Genomic DNA, 21,636 nt, shown 5'->3' with positions numbered 1-21,636 from the left:
TTTTAATATGGCAGAAGGAGAAAAGCTGATACCTATTAACATTGAAGATGAAATGAAGTCGGCTTACATCGATTATTCGATGTCGGTCATTGTGTCACGTGCCCTTCCGGATGTGAGGGACGGATTAAAGCCGGTACACAGGAGAGTTCTGTTCGGAATGTATGAACTGGGCGTAATGAGCAACCGGTCGTATAAAAAGTCGGCTAGGATAGTAGGAGAGGTTTTGGGTAAATATCACCCGCACGGGGACAGTTCGGTTTATGATGCCATGGTAAGGATGGCACAGGAATGGAGCCTTCGTTATATGATGGTGGACGGACAAGGTAACTTTGGTTCCGTAGATGGTGACCCACCTGCCGCGATGCGTTATACCGAGGCGAGAATGAGAAAGATCTCGGAAGACATGTTGGCAGATATAGACAAAGAGACAGTAGATCACTCTCTAAACTTTGACGATACGTTAAAGGAGCCTACGGTATTGCCTACCAGGGTTCCGAACCTTCTTATAAACGGAGCATCGGGTATTGCAGTAGGTATGGCTACCAATATGCCTCCGCATAACCTGGCGGAAGTAATTGACGGAACTATAGCTTATATAGATAATAACGATATAGAAATTGACGAGCTGATCCAGCACGTCAAAGCTCCTGATTTTCCTACCGGGGGTATTATTTACGGGTATGACGGCGTAAGGGAAGCCTTTAAGACCGGAAAGGGCAGGGTGGTTATCCGCGCGCGAGCTACGATAGAAGAAGTACAGGGGCGTGAGTGTATCATTGTTACGGAGATTCCTTACCAGGTAAACAAGGCGGAAATGATCAAAAAAACCGCAGAACTTGTCAACGATAAGAAACTGGAAGGTATTGCCAATATCCGGGACGAATCTGACCGGAAAGGAATGCGTATCGTCTATATTCTCAAAAGAGACGCTATACCGAACATCGTACTGAATACCTTATATAAATATACAGCGCTGCAATCTTCTTTCAGTGTAAACAATATTGCACTGGTTAAAGGGCGTCCGCAATTACTCAACCTCAAGGATATGATCCATCACTTTGTGGAGCACCGTCATGAGGTTGTAGTGCGCAGAACGGAATACGAACTGAGAAAGGCCGAAGAAAGAGCGCATATCCTGGAAGGACTTATTATTGCTTCCGATAATATTGACGAAGTAATTGCTCTTATCCGGGCATCCAGCAACGGAGAAGAAGCCAGGGAAAAACTGATGGAGCGATTCTCTCTTTCCGAAGTACAGGCCAGGGCTATCGTTGAAATGCGATTACGACAGCTCACCGGACTGGAACAGGATAAGCTGCGTACGGAATACGAAGAGATCATACGTTTGATAGAGGAGTTGAAGGATATTCTTGCCCGTAAAGAACGCAGGATGGAGATCATAACAGAAGAACTCCAGGAAATCAAGGATAAATACGGAGATGCGAGGAGGTCTACTATAGAGTATGCCGGAGGAGACCTGAGTATTGAAGACATGATCCCGGATGAGCAGGTGGTGATCACCATATCGCATGCAGGATATATCAAGAGGACATCACTGTCCGAATATAAGACACAAAACAGGGGAGGTGTAGGGCAAAAAGCATCCAACACCAGGAATGAAGATTTCCTGGAACACCTCTTTGTAGGGACAAACCACCAGTACATGTTGTTCTTTACCCAGAAAGGAAAGTGTTTCTGGCTCCGGGTATACGAAATTCCGGAGGGGACGAGAACTTCCAAGGGAAGGGCTATTCAGAACCTTATTAATATTGCACAGGACGATAAGGTGAAAGCATTTATCTGTACGCAGGACCTGAAAGACGAAGAGTATATCAATAACCATTACGTGATTATGGCTACCAAAAAAGGAGTTGTAAAGAAAACATCTCTGGAGCAATATTCCCGTCCGCGACAAAACGGTATCAACGCTATTACCATACGTGAAGATGACGAATTACTGGAAGCAAAACTCACCACGGGGAACAGCCAGGTAATGCTCGCGGTGAAATCGGGTAAAGCGGTCCGTTTCGAAGAAGAGAAAACCAGGCCAATGGGAAGAAATGCTTCCGGGGTGCGCGGTATTACCCTTGCAGATGCATCGGACGAAGTGGTTGGTATGATAACAATCAACAATCCGCAGGAAGAAAGTGTATTGGTTGTATCTGAAAACGGCTACGGTAAGCGAACCTTTATCGATGATCCCGAAGATGGCAGTCCGATATACAGAATCACAAATCGTGGAGGAAAAGGTGTAAAAACTATTTCCATTACAGAAAAAACCGGTAAATTAGTGGCCATAAAAAGTGTATCCGATACGGATGACCTGATGATCATTAATAAATCCGGCATCGCCATACGTTTAAAGGTAAGCGATTTACGAGTTATGGGACGGGCAACCCAAGGGGTAAGGCTCATCAATATCAAAGGAAAGGATTCTATCGCCGCAGTAGCAAAAGTGATGCGTGAAGAAGATGCCGTTGATGAAGAATTTGACGGAACTGAAATGGATAATATGGAGACAAATGATTAATTTTGTTAAAATTTTATTTGAAGTTTGTTGAAATTCAAAAAATAAAACCTAATCTTGAACCGTTTTAACGGATATAATTAAAAAAGAAAACTATTTTAATTCAAGACTCATGAAGAAAAAGATTTTTATTTTTTCTGCGTTGTTAATTTCTTCTTTATCTATAGCTCAGAAGAAAGAATTGAGAGATGCGGAAAAAGCGTTGAAAAAAGGAAGTATTGAAGATGCCAGGACTGCATTGCAGAGTGTAGAGAGTTCCATTTCCTCGGCGGATGATAAGTTCAAAGCCCAGTATTATTTCCTGGATGGAAAATTAAACTACGAAGAAGCTAAAAAAGGAGGAGATTCGGATGCTTCTTACCAAAAAGCGGTGGAGTCTTTTAAACAACTTATTGACGTAGAGAAAGAAAGCGGTAGCGAAAAATATACCGGGGAAGCTTCTCAATTGATACAAACTATTTCTGCCGATCTTGTAAATTCTGCAGTAGAAGATAACCAGAACCAGGATTATGCAGCTGCCGCCAAAAAGTTATATATGGCATATCAACTGGATACCAATAACCAGGATTACCTGTATTATGCCGCTTCCAGCGCCGTAAACGGTGAAGATTATGATACGGCACTGAAATATTACGAGGAACTCAAAGAACTCGGTTATACCGGAGAAGCGGTTAAATATTATGCTACCAATAAGGAAACCGGGGAAAAAGAAGAACTTTCCAAGGACCAAAGGGATCTTATGATAAAAGCCGGTACCCATGAAAAACCGACAGATGAGAAGAGTGAATCCAGATTTCCGGAGATCGTAAAGAATATTGCACTGATCTATTCTCAAAAAGGAGATGATGAAAAAGCGATAGAAGCCGTTAAGGAAGCAAGAAAGGTAGATCCGGAAGATGTTAACCTTCTTATGACGGAGGCCAACCTTTACATTAAACTTGGACAAAAAGACAAGTTTAAAGAAGTAATGCAGCAGGCCATTCAGAAAGACCCTAAAAATCCGATGCTTTATTATAACCTCGGGGTTATCACCGGAGAGCAGGGAAATAAGGAAGAGGCCAGAAAATATTATGAAAAAGCGATTGAACTCGATCCTGAATACGAGGCAAGTTATATGAACATGGCTTCTTTGGTTCTCGGAGAAGAAGTGGCTATAGTAGATGAAATGAACAGCTTGGGAACTTCCAAAGCGGATAACAAACGCTATGACGAGTTGAAAGCAAAAAGGGAAGGACTTTACAAAGAAGCTGTTCCTTACCTGGAAAAGATACTGTCGCTGAACCCCAATAGTGTGGAGGCTACAAAAACCTTGATGAACATTTACGGTTCTATAGGAGAAGATGGCAAATACCAGGAGTTGAAGTCCAAACTGGATACTATGGAGTAAGACTAAAGCAGTAGCTTTTAATAAAACAAAAATAGCGGGATTCTTTCCCGCTATTTTTGTTTTATGATCGATTCTTATTCCTCAACAATATCTTCCTGGTTCCTGAAAACGAGCTTGTCGTCAAATTCATCCAGGAGAACAATACTATCGGTAGTTACCCTGCCACTCAGGATCTCTTTGGAGAGTTCGTTGAGAACTTCTCTCTGTATGATGCGTTTTACCGGCCTTGCACCAAACTGAGGATCATACCCTTTTCTGGCGAGATAGGAAATAGCTTCTTCTGTCGCATCGAGAACTATGTGTTGTTTCGCTATCATCCTGGTTACATTTTTAAGCTGTAACTGTACGATCTCCCTGATGTTGCCCTCGGTAAGCGGTGTAAACATGACAATGTCGTCGATACGGTTCAGGAATTCCGGTCGTACCGTCAGCTTAAGTAATCCCAGCACTTCTATCTTAGCGGCTTCCGTAGCACTTTGTACGTCTTTTACAGCTTCGAATTTCTCCTGTATAATATGACTTCCCAGGTTGCTGGTCATAACAATAATGGTGTTCTTAAAGTCCGCAAGCCGTCCTTTGTTATCTGTCAGACGTCCTTCGTCCAGTACCTGTAGCAATATATTGAACGTATCCGGGTGCGCTTTTTCTATCTCATCCAGCAAGATTACGGAGTATGGTTTGCGCCTTACGGCTTCCGTCAGCTGCCCGCCTTCATCATATCCTACATATCCCGGAGGCGCACCTACCAACCTGCTTACAGCGTGGCGTTCCTGGTATTCGCTCATATCTATGCGGGTTATGGCGGACTCATCGTCAAACAGGTATTCGGCCAGGGCTTTGGCGAGTTCGGTTTTACCAACCCCGGTTGTTCCCAGGAAAAGGAAAGATCCTATAGGTCGTTTTTCATCCTGCAATCCTGCACGGCTTCGGCGGATAGCGTCGGATACAGCCTGTATGGCCTCTTCCTGCCCGACCACTCTTTTGTGGAGTTCTTCTTCCAGTTTCAGGAGTTTTTCCCTGTCGCTCTGTAACATTTTAGTTACCGGGATTCCAGTCCATTTAGCTACGACTTCAGCGATATCTTCGTTAGTAACCTCTTCCTTGATAAGAGAACTGCCCCCGGATTGTTGCTCATTCAGCTGTTCCTGGAGCTTATCCAGTTTTTCCTGGGTCTCCTTGATTTTTCCATAGCGTATTTCCGCTACTTTTCCATAGTCACCATCCCGTTCTGCACGTTCTGCTTCCGCTTTAAAATTCTCTATATCTTCTTTGGTGTTCTGTATATTGTCTACAACCTCTTTTTCACTTTGCCATTTTGCATAGATCTCATTTCTGTCTTCTTTGAGATTGGCCAGATCAGCATTGAGGGATTTTAGTTTGTCTTCGTCATTTTCACGCTTTATCGCCTCTATTTCAATTTCCAGCTGCATGATCTTCCTGTCCAGCACATCGAGTTCTTCGGGCTTGGAATTTATTTCCATACGCAGTTTGGAAGCAGCCTCGTCCATCAGGTCAATCGCCTTGTCCGGCAGAAATCTGTTGGTTATATAGCGCTGGGATAATTCTACTGCGGCAATAATGGCTTCGTCTTTGATCCTTACTTTGTGGTGGGTCTCGTATTTCTCCTTAATACCACGAAGAATAGAGATAGCGCTTTCGGTATCGGGCTCGTCCACCATTACTTTCTGAAAACGCCTCTCGAGTGCCTTGTCCTTTTCGAAGTATTTTTGGTATTCGTCGAGGGTAGTAGCACCTATAGCCCTTAGTTCGCCGCGGGCAAGTGCCGGCTTCAGTATGTTTGCAGCATCCATGGCTCCTTCACCGCCACCGGCGCCTACCAGGGTGTGTATTTCATCTATGAACATTACGATGTTTCCGTCAGAAGAGGTAACTTCTTTGATTACGGATTTAAGTCGCTCTTCGAATTCCCCTTTATATTTTGCGCCTGCAATGAGAGCGCCCATATCCAAAGAATAGATCTCCCTGTTCTTCAGGTTCTCCGGAATGTCTCCTTGTATAATCCTGTGGGCAATACCTTCGGCAATGGCTGTTTTACCCACTCCTGGTTCCCCTACAAGCATGGGGTTGTTCTTCGTCCTTCTTGAAAGAATTTGCAATACTCTTCGGATTTCCTCATCACGTCCTATAACCGGGTCCAGTTTACCGTCGTTGGCAAGCTGATTGAGATTTTTGGCATATTTGTTCAGGGCGTTATAAGTTTCTTCCGCGCCGGAAGAGGTAACTCTTTCTCCTTTGCGCAATTCGGTTATAGCGGTTTGCAGTCCTTTTTCGGTTACTCCCTGGTCCTTTAAAATCTGCCCGATTTTACTTTTGGATTTGAAGATAGCCAGTATCAGGTGTTCGATGGATACGTATTCATCGTTCATTTTTTTTGCGATTACGCCAGCCTCGCTTAAAGCGGTGCCTGCTTCCCTGGAAAACATAAGCTGTCCGCCTTCTACCCTGGAAAAACTTTCCAGGGTTTTGTCCAGTATCTGTTTTAAGAGCGGGACGCTCACCTGAAGTTTTTTCAGTAGAAAGGGAAGTACGTTTTCATCCACTTCAAAAATAGCTTTGAAGAGATGTTCGTTTTCAATTTGCTGATGGCCGTAACCCTGGGCAATCTGCTGTGCCTGCTGTATGGCCTCCTGTGATTTTATCGTAAAATTATTAAGGTTCATCTGTATAGTTTTATTACGCTGTGTCTAATAGATTTAAACCGGTATGGTCAATTGTTGTTCCATTGCAGTAGGAGAGACAATATGTCAGTAAATTCTTAAAACAAGAAGACAATATGGCATTTTAGTTCTAAAGGATATCCCGTAATTGTCTTGTAAATAAATGCTGAGGATCCTTTATCTTTGTATTCTCTAATGCAAATTTTATTCAGATATAAAGTTATGGGATTTTTTGATACTATCTTCGGGAAAAAGACTCCGGATTCGGGGGAAAGTGATTATGAAAAGCAAAAGTCATGGGGCTGGGAACCACTTACAGATGTTAGACAACTGGAGGACATAGAGAAGGAAAGTCATACAGTCCCGGTTGTTATATTTAAGCACAGTACCCGCTGCGGAATAAGCAGGATGGCTTACAGGAATTTCGAAAGTGAAATGACCCCGGGAAAAGTGCAGGCTAAATTTTATTACCTTGACCTGCTGGAATACAGGGATGTATCTAATGCCATTGCCACCCGCTTTGGTGTGATGCACCAAAGCCCACAGCTCATACTTATCAGGGACGGAAAAGCCGTATACAGTGAATCTCACGGTGAAATATCGGCTCCTAAGCTGATGGATATACTGAAAGGTTGAGAACAGGTTTGTTTTGAATTACAATAGATATAAGGAAGAGGAAAGAACGGGTATTCGGAAAACAAAAACGCCCTGCATAGCAAGACGTTTTTAACCAACCAAAACCTTCCCGATAGTTTTTGCTACCGGGAATTAGAAACAATATTCGTTTTCCGCAATGATCTTGTCCGCTATTTTTTCGCGGAGCGCTATTACATTGGGTAAATTCGTATATTTTGTAAAACGTTTGAGTCCCATGAGCATCATTCGTTGTTCGTCGCCTTCCGCAAAGGAAACAATACCTTCTTTTCCTTTTTCCGTGATGATATCCACAGCTTTGTAAAGATATAACCTGGCCATGGCTATCTGCGCCCCGGTTTTTTCCTCTCCGTTCTTTTTAGCGAGTTTTTCCGTTCTGAGAATTACAGATTCAGCCATATAGATTTCGATAAGAATATCTGCGGCAGCCATAAGCAATTGCTGATGTTCTTCCAGTGTGGGACCGTATTTTTGTACAGCTGCCCCGGCGACCATTAAAAATACTTTCTTCAGTTTCCCGATCATTTCTTTTTCCTCCGAGAATAATTCCGAATAATCCGGAGTGTCGAAAGAGGGGATGCCCATGAGTTCGTCTGCCACACTTTTGGCCGGGGACAAGAGGTCCACATGTCCTTTCATGGCTTTCTTTACCAGCATACCCACGGCAAGCATACGGTTTATTTCGTTAGTACCTTCATAAATACGTGAAATACGGGCATCTCTCCAGGCAGACTCCATAGGGGTGTCTTCGGAGAATCCCATACCGCCGAATATCTGGATACCTTCATCCGTACAGTGCTGTATGTCTTCGGAAACGGCTACTTTCAGAATAGAACATTCTATGGCATATTCCTCCACACCTTTCAATTCCGCTTCCTGGTGGCTGTTCCCGTCGGATTTCCGGATTGCGATCCTGTCTTCTATATTCTTGGCGGCGCGGTAGCTGGCAGATTCTCCCGCATACATGGTAGCGGCCATATCGGCAAGTTTGGCCTTAATAGCTCCGAACTGTGCTATGGGAGTTTTAAACTGTACACGCTCATTGGCGTATTTTACAGAATTGGTAATTACCCTTCGCTGAGCGTCCAGACATGCGGCGGCAAGTTTTATACGGCCTATGTTCAGGGCATTCATGGCTATTTTAAAACCATTTCCGCGTTCGGAAAGCATGTTTTCTACCGGAACTTTGGTCTCGTTGAAGAATACCTGCCGGGTAGAGGAGGCCCTGATTCCGAGTTTGTGTTCCTCTTCTCCCAAGGTTATACCGTTTTCCGGGTCGTATTCCACAATAAAACCGGTGATATATTTATCGTCTTCGATTCTGGCAAATACGATCATAAGATTACAGAACCCGGCATTGGATATCCACATTTTCTGTCCGGAAATGAGATAGTGTTTGCCATCTTCACTAAGAACGGCTTTTGTTTTACCACTGTTAGCGTCGCTTCCTGCACCGGGTTCGGTAAGACAATAGGAGCCAAACCATTCTCCGGTAGCCAGTTTGGGTACGTACTTTTGCTTTTGTTCTTCCGTTCCGTAAAGAAGTATAGGCATAGTACCTATTCCGGTGTGTGCTCCGAAAGCCGTAGCTAACGAGCCTGTGGCGCCGGAAATATAATCACATACCAGCATTGTGGATACGAATCCCATTCCCATACCGCCAAGTTCTTCAGGTACGGATACACTGAGAAGGCCAAGTTCACCGGCTTTGCGCATGATCTCTTCAGTGAAGGCGTAGTCTTTTTTCTCAAACCGTTCTTTATTTGGCCATACTTCACGATCTATAAAATCTTTTACCGTGTCCCGCATCATCTTTTGCTCCTCCGAAAAATCTTCGGGGGTAAAGACATCTTCGCATGCGGTTTCCTTTACGAGGAACTGCCCGCCACGAAGGATGTTGTCTTTTTCTGCTTGTGTTTCCATAACCGTTGTATTTTGATTTATTCCTTTCTTACTCTATAATAACTCGTAAATTCCCGCTGCTCCCTGGCCGGTACCCACACACATGGTTACCATTCCGTATTTATTTCCGCGACGTTTCATTTCGTCGAACAGTTGTACGGACAATTTGGCCCCTGTGCACCCGAGTGGGTGCCCCAGGGCTATGGCTCCACCGTTTACATTGACGATATCCGGATCTATACCGAGCTCACGGATTACGGCAAGGGACTGGGAAGCGAAAGCCTCGTTAAGTTCCACCAGTTCAATGTCTTTAAGTTGCATTCCGGCCTGTTTCAATGCTTTCGGAATGGCTTTTATAGGGCCTATACCCATTATTCTGGGTTCTACACCGGCTGCGGTATAGCTTACCAGCCGTGCTATGGGTTCCAGGTTGAGTTCTTTTACCATTTCTTCGCTCATAACCACAACAAAGGCAGCTCCGTCACTCATTTGCGAGGAATTCCCGGCGGTAACACTGCCACCATTGGCAAATACGGGCCTTAGTCTTGCCAGGGCTTCTTTGGAGGTATCGGCCCGAGGACCTTCGTCTTTACCTACTGTATAGGATTTAGTTGCTTTTTTGCCGGAAGCGTCTACATAAACCTGTTCGATCTCTATGGGCACGATCTGTTGGTCAAACTTACCTTCGGCTTGTGCTTTTAATGCTTTCCGGTGCGAATTATAGGCAAATTCGTCCTGGTCTTCGCGGGATACCTTGAATTTCCCGGCAACTGCCTCTGCGGTCAGCCCCATTCCCCAGTAATAATCTTCATGCCCCGCTTTGGCTACGGCATAATCGGGGACAGGTTTGTATCCCCCCATAGGTATGTAACTCATGCTTTCGGCACCTCCGGCTATAATACAATCGGCCATTCCCGCCTGTATTTTTGCCGTAGCTATACCTATGGTTTCTATTCCGGATGCACAATACCGGTTAACCGTTACCCCGGGAACATCTACGATGTCGAGCCCCATAAGGGAAATAAGTCTCCCCATATTCAAGCCCTGTTCGGCTTCGGGCATGGCATTTCCGACGATAACATCATCGATACGGTTTTTATCCAGTCCCGGAAGTTGGTTCATCAGGTGCTGAATAGTCTCCGCAGCAAGTTCATCAGGCCTTTTGAACCGGAACGTCCCTCTCGGGGCCTTTCCAACGGCAGTCCGGTATGCTTTTACTATATATGCTGTTTTTTTCATTTTTTAGATTTTTTAGAACAGTTAGAAAAGAGAATCATTTTCCCAGTTTCTTGGATTTTCATTAATGTAATTGGTAATATTTTTATATGATCTTTTATCGTCAATAATAGATTCATGAAAACGCGGCTGCCAAGAAAAGTCGATTTTATGTTTTCTGGCGTACGTGGTTACGGAGGATTTAAAGCCACGTATTACGGACGATAAGTTTTTCCGTTGTACACCGAATGTGCCCTGAGGAGGAGGAGAGACGCAATGCATTGCGTCTTTACTTCGTTGGTTATATTGGTTTCTGCCAATTTCCAATATAGCATGGAAATGATTGGGCATAACGACATATGTTCCCAGAGACAGGTTCATATCGGGACGTAGTTCAGGGGTTTTGAGCCATTCCTGTTCTACAATTTCTCCTATTTCGGACAGATACATTTTTCCATTTTTAATGTTTCCGAAAAAACATTCACGGTTTTTAGTACAAATAGTTACAAAATAGGCCTTTGCCCATTTATAGTCCCATAAAGGCAACCGAGAGGAATCTATGCGGTATCTGTTCTTATATTTCTCCTGCATGGTAAACATTGTTACTATTTAATTGCGGAGCGGTTTCCCCGTTTTAAGCATATGCTGTATTCTTTCCAGGGTTTTTCGTTCTGTGCAGAGCGAGAGGAAAGCTTCTCTTTCGAGGTCGAGCAGGTATTGTTCGCTTACGGTTGTGGCTTCGGACAGGTCGCCGCCTGCCATGACATAGGCGAGTTTGTTGGCGATTTTCTTGTCGTGTTCGGATATGTATTTACCGGCATACATGCTGTCTGTTCCTACGAGGAACATACCGAGCGCCTGTTTTCCGAGTACTTTGACATCTTTTCTTCGGATAGGTTGTGTATACCCGGCTTCAGCCAGTAGTATAGCGTGTTTTTTTGCTTCGGCTATCTGGCGGTCTTTGTTTACCACAATGATATCTTTTCCTTTTTGGAGAATACCGAGGTCGTATGCTTCGTAAGCAGAGGTAGATACTTTTGCCGTACCGATAGTGAGGAAATATTCGCGAAGGACATTGAGTTCGACATCATCTTTTTTGAAGGTATCGGCTGCTCTCAGGGCCATTTCTTTAGAACCGCCTCCTCCGGGTATAACCCCGACGCCGAATTCCACGAGACCGATATAGGTTTCTGCTGCGGCAATCACTTTATCCGCATGCATACTCATTTCACATCCGCCACCGAGGGTCATGCCATGCGGAGCCACAACGACCGGAACGGAGGAGTAGCGTACACGCATCATGGTGTCCTGAAACATTTTAATGGCCTGATTCAATTCGTCATATTCCTGCTCCACGGCCATCATGAAGATCATTCCTATATTGGCGCCTACGGAGAAATTGGCTGCCTGATTACTTATAACCAGTCCGGCATATTCTTTTTCGGCCAGGTCTATGGCTTTATTGATTCCTTGTAATACCTCTCCACCGATAGTATTCATCTTGGACCGGAATTCCAGGTTGATAATACCATCGCCAAGATCTTCTATTACAGCGTCGCTATTGCTCCATACTTTTTTACTCTCCCTTATATTATTCAGAATGATAAATGCATCCTGTCCGGGAATTTTTACCTGCGATTTGGACGGAATATCGTAATAGTATGTGTTACCATCTTTTACGGTATAGAAGGAATCGTTACCGGAAGCAAGCATTTCTTCTATCCATGCTGCGGGTTCATGTCCTTCGGCCTTCATTATTTCCAGGCCTTTTTTCACACCAATGGCATCCCAGATCTCGAAAGGTCCGTTTTCCCATCCGAAACCGGCTTTCATGGCATCGTCTATTTTATAAAGGTCGTCCGTGATCTCCGGGATACGATGGGAAACGTAGGCAAACATGGCAGAGAAGTTTTTTCTGTAGAACTCCCCGGCCTTGTCTTTACCGCCTACAAGCACTTTAAAACGGTCTATAGGACGGTCTATGGTTTTGGTGAGTTCCAGCGTACCGAAAGAGGCTTTCTTGCCCGGCCGGTATTCCAGTGTGTCCAGGTCGAGAGAAAGGATTTCACTCTTTCCGTCGTCTCCTTTAACTTTTTTATAAAATCCCTGGCCGGTTTTGCTTCCCAGCCATTCGTTTTCCATCATCGTATTAATGAAACCGGGAAGTTTAAAAAGGTCATGGGCTTCATCATCCGGACAGTTTTCATACAAGCCGTTGGCTACATGCACCAGGGTGTCTAGTCCCACGACATCCACTGTACGGAAGGTAGCGGATTTGGGACGCCCGATTACCGGACCGGTAAGCTTATCCACTTCTTCTATGGTAAGTCCCATTTCTTTTACCTGGTGAAACAGGCTCATAATACCGAAGATCCCGATACGGTTTCCTATGAATGCCGGGGTGTCTTTGGCCACCACAGCAGTTTTCCCGAGAAATTTGTCTCCGTATATACTCAGGAAATCCAGTACTTCTTCGGAAGTTTCCGGTCCCGGAATGATTTCGAAAAGCTTTAGGTAACGTGCAGGGTTAAAAAAGTGTGTTCCGCAAAAATGTTTCCGGAAGTCCTCGCTACGGCCTTCACTCATAAATTGAATGGGAATACCGGATGTATTGGAAGTGATAAGAGTGCCCGGGGTACGGTGCTGCTCAACTTGTTCGAAAACCTTTTTCTTGATATCCAGTCTCTCTACAACAACCTCGATGATCCAGTCCGCATCGGCAATTTTCTTTATATCATCTTCAAGGTTTCCGGTAGCGATCCGGTCTGCAAATTTTTTGTGATAAATAGGAGAAGGATTAGACTTTAATGCCGAAGCCAGATTGTCGTTAGCAATACGGTTACGGACGGCCTTATCGTCCAGGCTCAGTCCTTTTTGCTGTTCTTTTTCGGTAAGTTCACGGGGGACGATATCGAGAAGCAGTACTTCTACACCGATATTGGCAAAATGGCAGGCGATGCCACTTCCCATAATCCCGGAGCCAATTACCGCTACTTTCTTAATGTTTCGTTTCATTTCTTTGTTTTCTGTGGTTTGTTGTTGTTATGTATTTTAGTACAGATGGAGAAAACCGACCGTACCTACGTTTTATAAATCTTCTTTTCTACGATAAGATTGTTGATGATATCTATAACGTCAAAAAATGCTTCAAGTTTATCTTCGGATATACTGTCTTTTATCACTTCGTTGAACCGAAGCACTACCGCTTTGGAGAGTTCCCTTTTTTCACGTCCGAGTTCGGTGAGACATATGAGAACGCTTCTACCGTCATTCGGATTGGGCTTTCTTTCGATCAGCCCCTTGGCCTGCATGCTTTTTAGTATACGGGATAAACTGGTAGCTTCCATTCCCATTTTCGGCCCGAGTGAAGTGGAAGGCGTGCCTTTGTCCCGGTCTATACTCAACAGGGTAAAACCCGTTGCCATGGTAGTATCGTACTTCCCGGCTTCCTCATTATACATCCTGGCAACGGCCTGCCAGGTAGCCCTTAGTGCATAATCTATGGTTTTGTCTTTCATGTAAATTGGTCTGAAAACCAAATATACAAAATTTTATTATGCGTGCATAATAAATTGACATTAAATTTTTATATCCATAAAACCGACCCTTAATTTATGATAATTTTATAACAATACCTACATAAAAGCTATCTCTTAACAGTTATTTAAAGGGGTTATTGAGGTTCTTTTAACGGAAGGAAAAGAGAACGATACATGCATCATTGCCCGGGCTTTGATATAATCGGGTGGGGTGAGATGTTCAAATCCCCTTTTGCAACGGAAGAACGAAGGGGAGTATATAACAAAAACCGTATATTTGTTATCGAACACGTTTTATTGACTTAATCTTATTTTTATGAGAAAACACTTGTTGTTGTTACCGCTATGTCTTTTAGCCGTACTTTCTTACGGGCAGGGAAATGAAAAGTTATCAGATTCTGTAGACGAACGGAAAATGGAGTGGTTTGCCGACGCCAAACTCGGAATATTCGTGCACTGGGGAATCTATGCCGTAAACGGTATAGATGAGTCCTGGTCTTTTTACAACGGGAAAATAGGCCATGAGGACTATATGAAACAACTACGGGGATTTACTGCCAAAAATTACGCCCCGGAATATTGGGCGAAACTTATCCGGGAGAGCGGTGCGCAATATGCCGTACTTACTTCGCGTCATCATGACGGAGTTGCCTTGTGGGATAGTAAGCAAGGAGGAACAACTACGGTAAAAGACACTCCTGCAAAGCGCGATCTTGTCACTCCGTTTGTGAACGCATTACGTACCAATGGCTTAAAAGTAGGAATGTACTATTCGCTTTCCAACTGGTCGCACAAGGATTACAACGAATTTACACGGGAGGAAAAACGTTACGATATACAGAAAGAACCTAAGCGATGGGAGCGTTATAAAAAATATATGTTCGGACAAATAGAGGAACTATCCGCAACATTTAACCCGGACCTCTGGTGGTTTGACGGCGACTGGGAACACAGTGCAGAGGAATGGGAAGCCCTTGAAATAAGAAAGCAGCTACTGGATAAAAACCCGAATACGATCATTAATTCCCGTTTACAGGGGTACGGGGATTATTCCACTCCGGAACAGGGGGTACCGGTATTTAATCCCCCGGCCAAATATTGGGAGCTCTGCCTGACTATGAACGGAAGCTGGGGATATCAGCCACTGGACACGGAATATAAAACGCCATATGAAGTGATCCGTATTTTTTCGGACATGATAAGTATGGGAGGCAACCTGTTACTCGATATCGGTCCTAAGGCAGACGGGGAAATTCCGGCGGAACAGATACATATACTCAAAGAACTGGGGAAATGGACGAGTAAACATAAAGAAGCGATATATGGCACCCGTAAAGGGATTGATCTCCATTATTTCTACGGCCCTACTACATTGTCGAAAGACAGGGAGACACTTTATCTCTTTGTGCCCGGAACATCACAAAACGAACTGGTATTAAAAGGGATTAAGAACAAAATAACTTCTGTAAGTGTCGTAGGAAGCGGGGAGAAGCTGGAGCACTATACCAGGGGAGCCATCGATTGGGCTCATTATCCCGGAATATCTTATGTGAAGATGCCACGGGAAGTAGCGGATACATATATGACGGTATTGAAAGTCAGCCTGGACAGCCCGTTGGAACTCTTCAGTAAATACGGACCGCAGGAAGAACAAAAACAGGAAAAAGACAACTAAGAACAACGAAACCTTTATCTGTTCCGTTCTGAAAATCAAAAGTCCTTAAAAATTCCGGCTGTCTTCCGGTTTTCGGGATTATGGGTAGTTTTTGATTATGAAAAAAACAACATTTTATTAGGAAAACAATACCCGTATTTCCGGCAGGGGCAAACAGCATTCAAAATTTTTCAAGGACTTTCTCTTTTCTGAATCCGGTAGCATGTGTATATACAAACAAACTACCGGATTTTTTTATTCCGAATATATTTCTAATTCTTATTTCCGTTTTCATCCAGACGATATATCTTGTCGTACAGGTCCTGGTACTTTTCTTTAATAATCTTTCTCTTGAGTTTTAGGGTAGGGGTAAGATGTCCGCTTTCTATAGACCATATGTCGGGGGTGAGTTCAAATTTCTTTATTTGTTCCCAATGCCCGAATCTTTGGTTATAAGAAGCGATTTCTTCCTTGTACCGGGCAATAACTTCCGGGTTTACCACAATTTCTTCATTGGTTTTCCCAATATTGATGCGTTTTCTTGCCGCCCACTCTTTCAGGAAATCAAAATTCGGAAGAATAAAGGCTGCGGGAAGCTTTTCGCCTTCGCCGATAACCATGATCTGTTCGATAAAACGCGATTGTTTCATTTCATTTTCTATGATCTGAGGGGCAATGTATTTTCCTCCGGAGGTTTTGAACATTTCTTTTTTCCGGTCCGTTATACGCAAAAAACCTTCTGTGTCTATTTCTCCGATGTCCCCGGTATGAAAATACCCGTCGGTCAATGCGGCTTCGGTTTTTTCCGGGTCTTTATAATAGCCTATCATTACATTGGGGCCTTTACAAAGTATTTCTCCGTCCCCGGCTATTTTAACTTCGACTCCGGGGATCATTTTTCCGACGGTACCGATTTTCCATCCCCTATTTTTCTGGCAGTTAACGGCTATTACCGGGGATGTTTCCGTAAGGCCGTAACCTTCCATAACCGGGATTCCCGCAGCGGCAAAAACCCTGCCCAGGCGGGGTTGGAGAGCAGCACTTCCGGAAACCATAATATCCAGCTTTCCACCGAGTCCTTCCTGCCATTTGCTGAAGATCAGTTTCCTGGCAATGCTCAGTTGCATTTCGTACCACCATCCGTTGGCTTTATACGGTTTGAATTTTTCTCCCAATTCCAGCGCCCAGAAAAATAGTTTTTTCTTGATGCCTGTTAATTCCGCTCCTTTGGCATAAATTTTATCGTATACCTTTTCCAGCAATCTGGGCACCACAGTCATTACATTGGGCCTGACTTCTTTGAGATTGTCTCCCATTTTATCTATGGATTCGGCAAAATAAATGGAGATGCCGTAGTACTGATACAGGTACACTACCATTCGTTCGAATATATGGCATATGGGAAGAAAACTCAATGCGCGGGAGTCTCCTGCATTCAGCGGAACCCGTTCGGCGCTGCCGAGTACGTTAGATACAATGTTATTGTGAGAAAGCATAACCCCTTTAGGCCTCCCGGTGGTTCCGGATGTATAGATCAATGTAGCCAGGTCGTCAGCTTTTATGGCTTTTTTCCGGGCTTCCACTTCCTCCTGGTTGGAGTCGTCTTTACCGGCATCGAGGATTTCCGTCCAGTGTTTTACTCCTTCTATTTTATCAAAAGAGTATACTTCCTGCAAGGAGGGGACTTTGGCCCGGATGGCATTTACTTTGGCCAGTACTTCTTCATCCGATACAAAACAATACCTGGATCCGGAATGGTTGAGTACGTATTCGTAATCTTCTTCGGAAATCGTAGGATAGATGGGTACGGTCTGGGCTCCTGTCTGCAACACACCTATATCGAGAATATGCCATTCTGTTCGGTTGGAGGATGAGATCACCGCCACTTTATCGTTTATCTTAAGGCCGGAGCGGAGAAACCCCCTGCTCATGCTGTTGGCCTGATCCACATAAGACCGGCTGGAAGTTTTCTTCCAACTACCGTCCTGTTTAGTTACCAGTGCATCATTAAGATCGTATTTTTCAAGTTGGAGGTAGGGAATATCAAATATACGTGTAACGTCAGTCATCTTCTGCTGTTTTAAACCTTGTCTTAAATTAAAGGTAAAGAAATTTATGGACAAAGGGATTGCAAAATATGAAAATTGTAGATATAAATCAATGGGGTCTCTAAAAAAAGAGAAGGTTGTTGTCAAATCTTTAATCCAAATGACGGTAGAGTATTTACATCTCTATATTCCGCTTTGTTAGTTTAGGTTACCTGAATCCCATTAAATCGGCTTATTCCGCGATATTCTTCTGCATGGAAATAAACCAAGGATTGCTCGTTTGTATACTTCAGGGGCTTGTCCGGCGGTAGTTGATTAGTTTCCGTTGAGGGTCTAAAACCCCGTAATTTATTGTAGCACCTTGACAGTACGAAAAAATTATAGTCCGGTTATTCTGAAATAAACAGAAAGTACAAGCTTAAAAATATTTCTGTTTTACGTAGTTTTGAAGGTAGAAAAACTGCAATATGAAAGACTGGTATAGTATTAGTAACATTGAGGAAACAGATTCACCGGCTGTGGTGTTATATGAGGAAAACCTGGATCATAACCTCCGGGAAATGCTCCATATGGTAGGAGGAGACGTAAGGAGACTGCGACCACATCTGAAAACCAATAAAATGCCCCAAGTGGTCAAACGTATGATAAGACTTGGCATTAAAAACTTTAAATCGTCTACGATAGCGGAAGCCGAGATGGCTGCAAGGGAGGGTGCGGAAAGTGTTCTCATAGCCCATCAGCTTGTAGGTCCAAAGACAGATCGTTTTTTTATGCTTGCGGACCGTTTTCCGGAAACACGTTTTTATACGATTATAGATAATCTGCAGACCCTCGAAATATGGAATACAAAGGCGAAAAAGACAGGGAAGAAGGTAGCTGTTTTTATCGATATAAATAATGGAATGAACCGATCCGGAGTGGAGCCGGGATCCGGTTTAGCTGAACTTATAAATAAAACGGGAAAGGCAGATTACGTAGATTTAAAAGGATTACATATCTATGACGGCCATCATCGCCACCCGGATTATGCAGAAAGAAAGGAGAAACTGGAAGCGGGATTCCGGGAGCTTCAGGAGGTGATTTCTGTATTGAAAAAGACCCACCCGGATCTGCAGGTCGTATCGGGAGGGACTCCTGCATTTAGCACGCATAGCCTGGACAAAGAGAAAGTATGCAGTCCAGGCACCTGCGTGTTCTGGGACTGGGGATATGATGAAAAACTTCCGGAACAGGATTTTAAATTTGCCGTACTCCTGGTAAGCCGCGTGATCTCCAAACCGGCAAAAGGAATTGTTAGCATAGACCTGGGACATAAAGCAGTTGCTGCGGAAAACCCGATAGACCGTCGGGTGAAATTCCTGAACCTGTCCGGGTACGAGTTGCTTTCCCAGAGTGAAGAGCACGGGATTCTTCGGGTAGACGACTGGGAAAACATAAGTGTGGGAGATGTGTTGTACGGTATTCCTTATCATGTATGTCCGACAATTAACCTACATGATGAGATCCCGGTGATCCGCAACGGGAAAAAATCGGATGTCTGGGAAATCACTGCAAGGAAACGTCGTATTACCATTTAAACAGGTTTTAGAGGTGTTCGGGAAACCTAAATAAGATCAAAATCAGGAAATTATCCCGTAATTTCCCTTGGAGATACGTGAGAAATCTTACCTTTGTGGCTAAACGACTATAAATTAGATACATTTTATTTATGAGTAAAGTAAAAGCAAACGACACGGTACGAGTGCATTACACGGGAAAACTGAACGATGGTCAAGTGTTTGACAGTTCTTTGGACCGCGAACCCCTGGAAGTACAACTGGGACAGGGGAGCCTTATACCCGGGTTTGAACAAGGACTGATAGACATGGAAATAAGTGAAAAGAAAACAGTGACCATTCCTAAAGAAGAAGCTTATGGTGAAGTGCGCGAGGAACTTTTCCATTCTATTAAAAAAGAGGAACTTCCCCCGAATATAACACCGGAAGTAGGTATGGGATTAGTAGCCAAAAATCCAGACGGTTCCGAATACCAGTTGCGTGTTGCTGAAGTAGAGGAAGATCACGTAGTTTTGGACGGCAATCATCCCCTTGCCGGGCAGGATCTTACCTTTGACCTGGAGCTTGTGGAGATAAAATAATGATTATTAATATATAGTGTTATGTTATTTGAACATTCGGTTCATCGGATAAAAGTGGACTGAATTTGCAGAAATAACCGTAACATATGAAATAATTTATCTGAAAAAATCCCTGGAAATCTTAATTTTCCAGGGATTTTTTATTGCTGTTATGTCATTGCTTTCAAAGAAGCTCGCAGGTTATCCCCAGGGATTCCATAACGTGTATTACCTCGTCGGGATCTATATTCTGGTCCTCTATACGTAATATATGATCTGTATCCTCCAGGTCGAAATTAATAACAGCATGCGGCAAATGCCGGGATAATACCAGCATACATATATCGGCCGGAACGGAATAGGTGATATTTGTTCTGAATATTTCTACGGTAATAGAAGTTTCTTTCTTCATGTTTTTTAGAAACTGTTTAAATCCCATTAAATGGGTCTAATTCCCCAACGCCTGTCCTGATCCCGATCCCGATAATTCCTAAAATCCGCATGTCTATAGTAAATCATTACCCCCCGTTTTGATTTTGGTGCTTTAAGGATTAAACGTTGCTTTTTTTGTAGGTTTCCGATATCTTTTTAAATGTTGGGGCATACTTCCCCTGTTAAAGTTTTTATACTTTCTCTGTGGAGGTCATTATTTTACGGAGCGTTTTTGTTTTTGCCAGCTAAGTTTTTAAGGGCATATTTCCATAAACCCTGAGGGATACTTGTCTGGAACGTTTTATCCATTTTGATGGCAGGAGGATAAACCTAAAAAGGAATTTTTTAACACGATAGCAAGGCTTTAGTGTTTTGTATTTGGAGGAAAAGCATTCCATGATATGATGGTAAAGGTTGCGGCAGATTGCTGTTAAATATAAAAAAACGGTATTCTTGCCCAAGGCGGAGAAAGGCATCCCGTCCCACCCGAAATCGTTCTTGAGGATATCAAACTGACGCTCCATGTTCCCCCTGTGATTGTAGAGCCGAACCAGTTCGGTGATATGGAGTTCAAGGTTATTGGTGAGTATGGCGCGGTATTGATAAGCATCCCCGGTAAAAGCATCGGTTTGTTTTGTAGGTTTGAACGACCGCTTGACCACCAGTCTGTATTGGACAGGTTTTTCCCCGGCCTTTTTGGCCTGTTGTTCGAATGGGGTCACTAAAACCTGTCCAATTTCCATAACGTTATTATTGGCATCCGATATGGTGTCCCAACTTTCTACTTTTTTGAAATATTTTTCCACATAACTGTTTTTACAGCCAATGTAAAAGTACCTTACCTTTTGTTGCACTAATTTCACAACATCATATTGATAGGAAGCAGCATCGGCCCTGAAGTGGTCAATTTTACGGTCTATATTAGCTTCCAACAAATGGAACAGGCGAGATAATGTATCCCACTGAAAGGACTTTGCGTCACTGTTCCCGTTCCTGTTTTCTATGTAAAGGACCTGGTTCTCATTAATGGTGCAGACCCCGGGTTGATACCCCGGGGCACGCTTATAGGTCATTTTACTATCCTTTTTTTTATTGAAAATGATGGTATTGTCATAATCCACCAGGAGTTCCTTTTGTTTAAAAACACCCAAATGTTTCAATACCTCCATGTTCAATTGCCCCAAGACCGAGTGGGTGCTGTATGTGTGAAGTACAGAACCTCTTTTGGTCTTACATTGGGCAGTGGGTTCGGATAAATTACCTATACGCCGTAGCATCGTGTCGGAACTAGGCATATTCAGGTAAGGATTGCCTTTGAAATGATGTTTAAGATGGGTTTGAAGATCCTCGATACAGTCGCCACCACATAAGTAAATGCTTAGCAATGAATACAAGACATCGCTCCAGGAATATTTGGATTGGGGCGCAAGCTCTGGCAGGTTATTATCCAATAATTTACCTATACCGGATGCCGAGAGATACTC

General features: G+C 43.6%; 15 protein-coding genes. 6 read left to right on the top strand and 9 right to left on the bottom strand.

Annotation, left to right across the window (positions count from 1 at the left end; all coding sequences use genetic code 11):
* The first annotated feature begins 7 nt into the window (after nucleotides 1-7).
* Together gyrA and ACVBDU_RS13645 are read left to right on the top strand one after the other, a co-directional pair.
* Nucleotides 8-2,530 (top strand): DNA gyrase subunit A, encoded by a 2,523-nt coding sequence (gyrA, locus tag ACVBDU_RS13650; RefSeq protein ID WP_447180289.1) that lies wholly within the window; start codon nucleotides 8-10, stop codon nucleotides 2,528-2,530.
* Between the two features lie 109 nt (nucleotides 2,531-2,639).
* The gene (locus ACVBDU_RS13645; protein ID WP_447180288.1) at nucleotides 2,640-3,914 is read left to right on the top strand and encodes a tetratricopeptide repeat protein; all 1,275 of its coding nucleotides are present in this window, start codon (nucleotides 2,640-2,642) and stop codon (nucleotides 3,912-3,914) included.
* A 74-nt stretch (nucleotides 3,915-3,988) separates the two neighbouring features.
* Here the strand turns inward: ACVBDU_RS13645 and clpB are convergent, their stop codons facing one another.
* Nucleotides 3,989-6,595, bottom strand: a complete 2,607-nt coding sequence (clpB, locus tag ACVBDU_RS13640; protein ID WP_447180287.1) for an ATP-dependent chaperone ClpB — start codon at nucleotides 6,593-6,595, stop codon at nucleotides 3,989-3,991.
* A 219-nt stretch (nucleotides 6,596-6,814) separates the two neighbouring features.
* On the opposite strand from clpB, the gene ytxJ reads away from it, so the two are divergent.
* On the top strand, nucleotides 6,815-7,228 hold the full coding sequence (gene ytxJ / locus ACVBDU_RS13635) for a bacillithiol system redox-active protein YtxJ (RefSeq protein WP_447180286.1): 414 nt from the start codon (nucleotides 6,815-6,817) through the stop codon (nucleotides 7,226-7,228).
* 132 nt (nucleotides 7,229-7,360) lie between these two features.
* Here ytxJ and ACVBDU_RS13630 read toward each other — a convergent pair whose 3' ends face one another.
* The 5 genes from ACVBDU_RS13630 to ACVBDU_RS13610 all read right to left on the bottom strand — a co-directional run bounded on the left by ACVBDU_RS13630 (nucleotide 7,361) and on the right by ACVBDU_RS13610 (nucleotide 13,881).
* Nucleotides 7,361-9,169 (bottom strand): acyl-CoA dehydrogenase FadE, encoded by a 1,809-nt coding sequence (locus ACVBDU_RS13630; protein WP_447180285.1) that lies wholly within the window; start codon nucleotides 9,167-9,169, stop codon nucleotides 7,361-7,363.
* A gap of 33 nt (nucleotides 9,170-9,202) precedes the next feature.
* Nucleotides 9,203-10,387, bottom strand: coding sequence for an acetyl-CoA C-acyltransferase (locus ACVBDU_RS13625; protein ID WP_447180284.1), 1,185 nt, complete (start codon nucleotides 10,385-10,387; stop codon nucleotides 9,203-9,205).
* Nucleotides 10,388-10,408: 21 nt separating this feature from the next.
* Nucleotides 10,409-10,813 carry a transposase gene (locus ACVBDU_RS13620; RefSeq protein WP_447180283.1) on the bottom strand — a complete coding sequence of 135 codons (405 nt, stop codon included), beginning with the start codon at nucleotides 10,811-10,813 and terminating at the stop codon, nucleotides 10,409-10,411.
* A gap of 159 nt (nucleotides 10,814-10,972) precedes the next feature.
* Entirely contained in the window at nucleotides 10,973-13,378 is a 2,406-nt protein-coding gene (locus tag ACVBDU_RS13615; RefSeq protein WP_447180282.1) for a 3-hydroxyacyl-CoA dehydrogenase/enoyl-CoA hydratase family protein, read from the bottom strand.
* A gap of 65 nt (nucleotides 13,379-13,443) precedes the next feature.
* Complete coding sequence (locus tag ACVBDU_RS13610; protein ID WP_447180281.1) at nucleotides 13,444-13,881, bottom strand: MarR family winged helix-turn-helix transcriptional regulator; 438 nt, start codon at nucleotides 13,879-13,881, stop codon at nucleotides 13,444-13,446.
* Between the two features lie 337 nt (nucleotides 13,882-14,218).
* On the opposite strand from ACVBDU_RS13610, the gene ACVBDU_RS13605 reads away from it, so the two are divergent.
* Nucleotides 14,219-15,577: an alpha-L-fucosidase gene (locus ACVBDU_RS13605; RefSeq protein ID WP_447180280.1), complete on the top strand. Its 1,359-nt coding sequence runs from the start codon at nucleotides 14,219-14,221 to the stop codon at nucleotides 15,575-15,577.
* A gap of 251 nt (nucleotides 15,578-15,828) precedes the next feature.
* On the opposite strand, the gene ACVBDU_RS13600 is transcribed toward ACVBDU_RS13605, so the two are convergent.
* A complete protein-coding gene (locus ACVBDU_RS13600; protein WP_447180279.1) occupies nucleotides 15,829-17,625 on the bottom strand; it encodes an AMP-dependent synthetase/ligase in 1,797 nt (598 codons plus the stop codon).
* A 446-nt stretch (nucleotides 17,626-18,071) separates the two neighbouring features.
* Between ACVBDU_RS13600 and ACVBDU_RS13595 the strand changes: the two genes are divergently transcribed.
* Nucleotides 18,072-19,181 (top strand): D-TA family PLP-dependent enzyme, encoded by a 1,110-nt coding sequence (locus tag ACVBDU_RS13595; protein WP_447180278.1) that lies wholly within the window; start codon nucleotides 18,072-18,074, stop codon nucleotides 19,179-19,181.
* 131 nt (nucleotides 19,182-19,312) lie between these two features.
* A complete protein-coding gene (locus tag ACVBDU_RS13590; RefSeq protein ID WP_447180277.1) occupies nucleotides 19,313-19,741 on the top strand; it encodes an FKBP-type peptidyl-prolyl cis-trans isomerase in 429 nt (142 codons plus the stop codon).
* 163 nt (nucleotides 19,742-19,904) lie between these two features.
* On the opposite strand, the gene ACVBDU_RS13585 is transcribed toward ACVBDU_RS13590, so the two are convergent.
* Together ACVBDU_RS13585 and ACVBDU_RS13580 are read right to left on the bottom strand one after the other, a co-directional pair.
* Nucleotides 19,905-20,132, bottom strand: a complete 228-nt coding sequence (locus ACVBDU_RS13585; RefSeq protein WP_447180276.1) for a hypothetical protein — start codon at nucleotides 20,130-20,132, stop codon at nucleotides 19,905-19,907.
* 265 nt (nucleotides 20,133-20,397) lie between these two features.
* Nucleotides 20,398-21,636 (bottom strand): IS1380 family transposase (locus ACVBDU_RS13580; protein WP_447178411.1); only part of this gene is annotated, 1,239 nt, incomplete at its 5' end.

The sequence above is a fragment of the Sinomicrobium endophyticum genome, assembly GCF_052983315.1.
The sequence above is the reverse complement of the archived record's forward strand: the minus strand, read 5'-3'. Positions and strand labels throughout refer to the sequence as shown.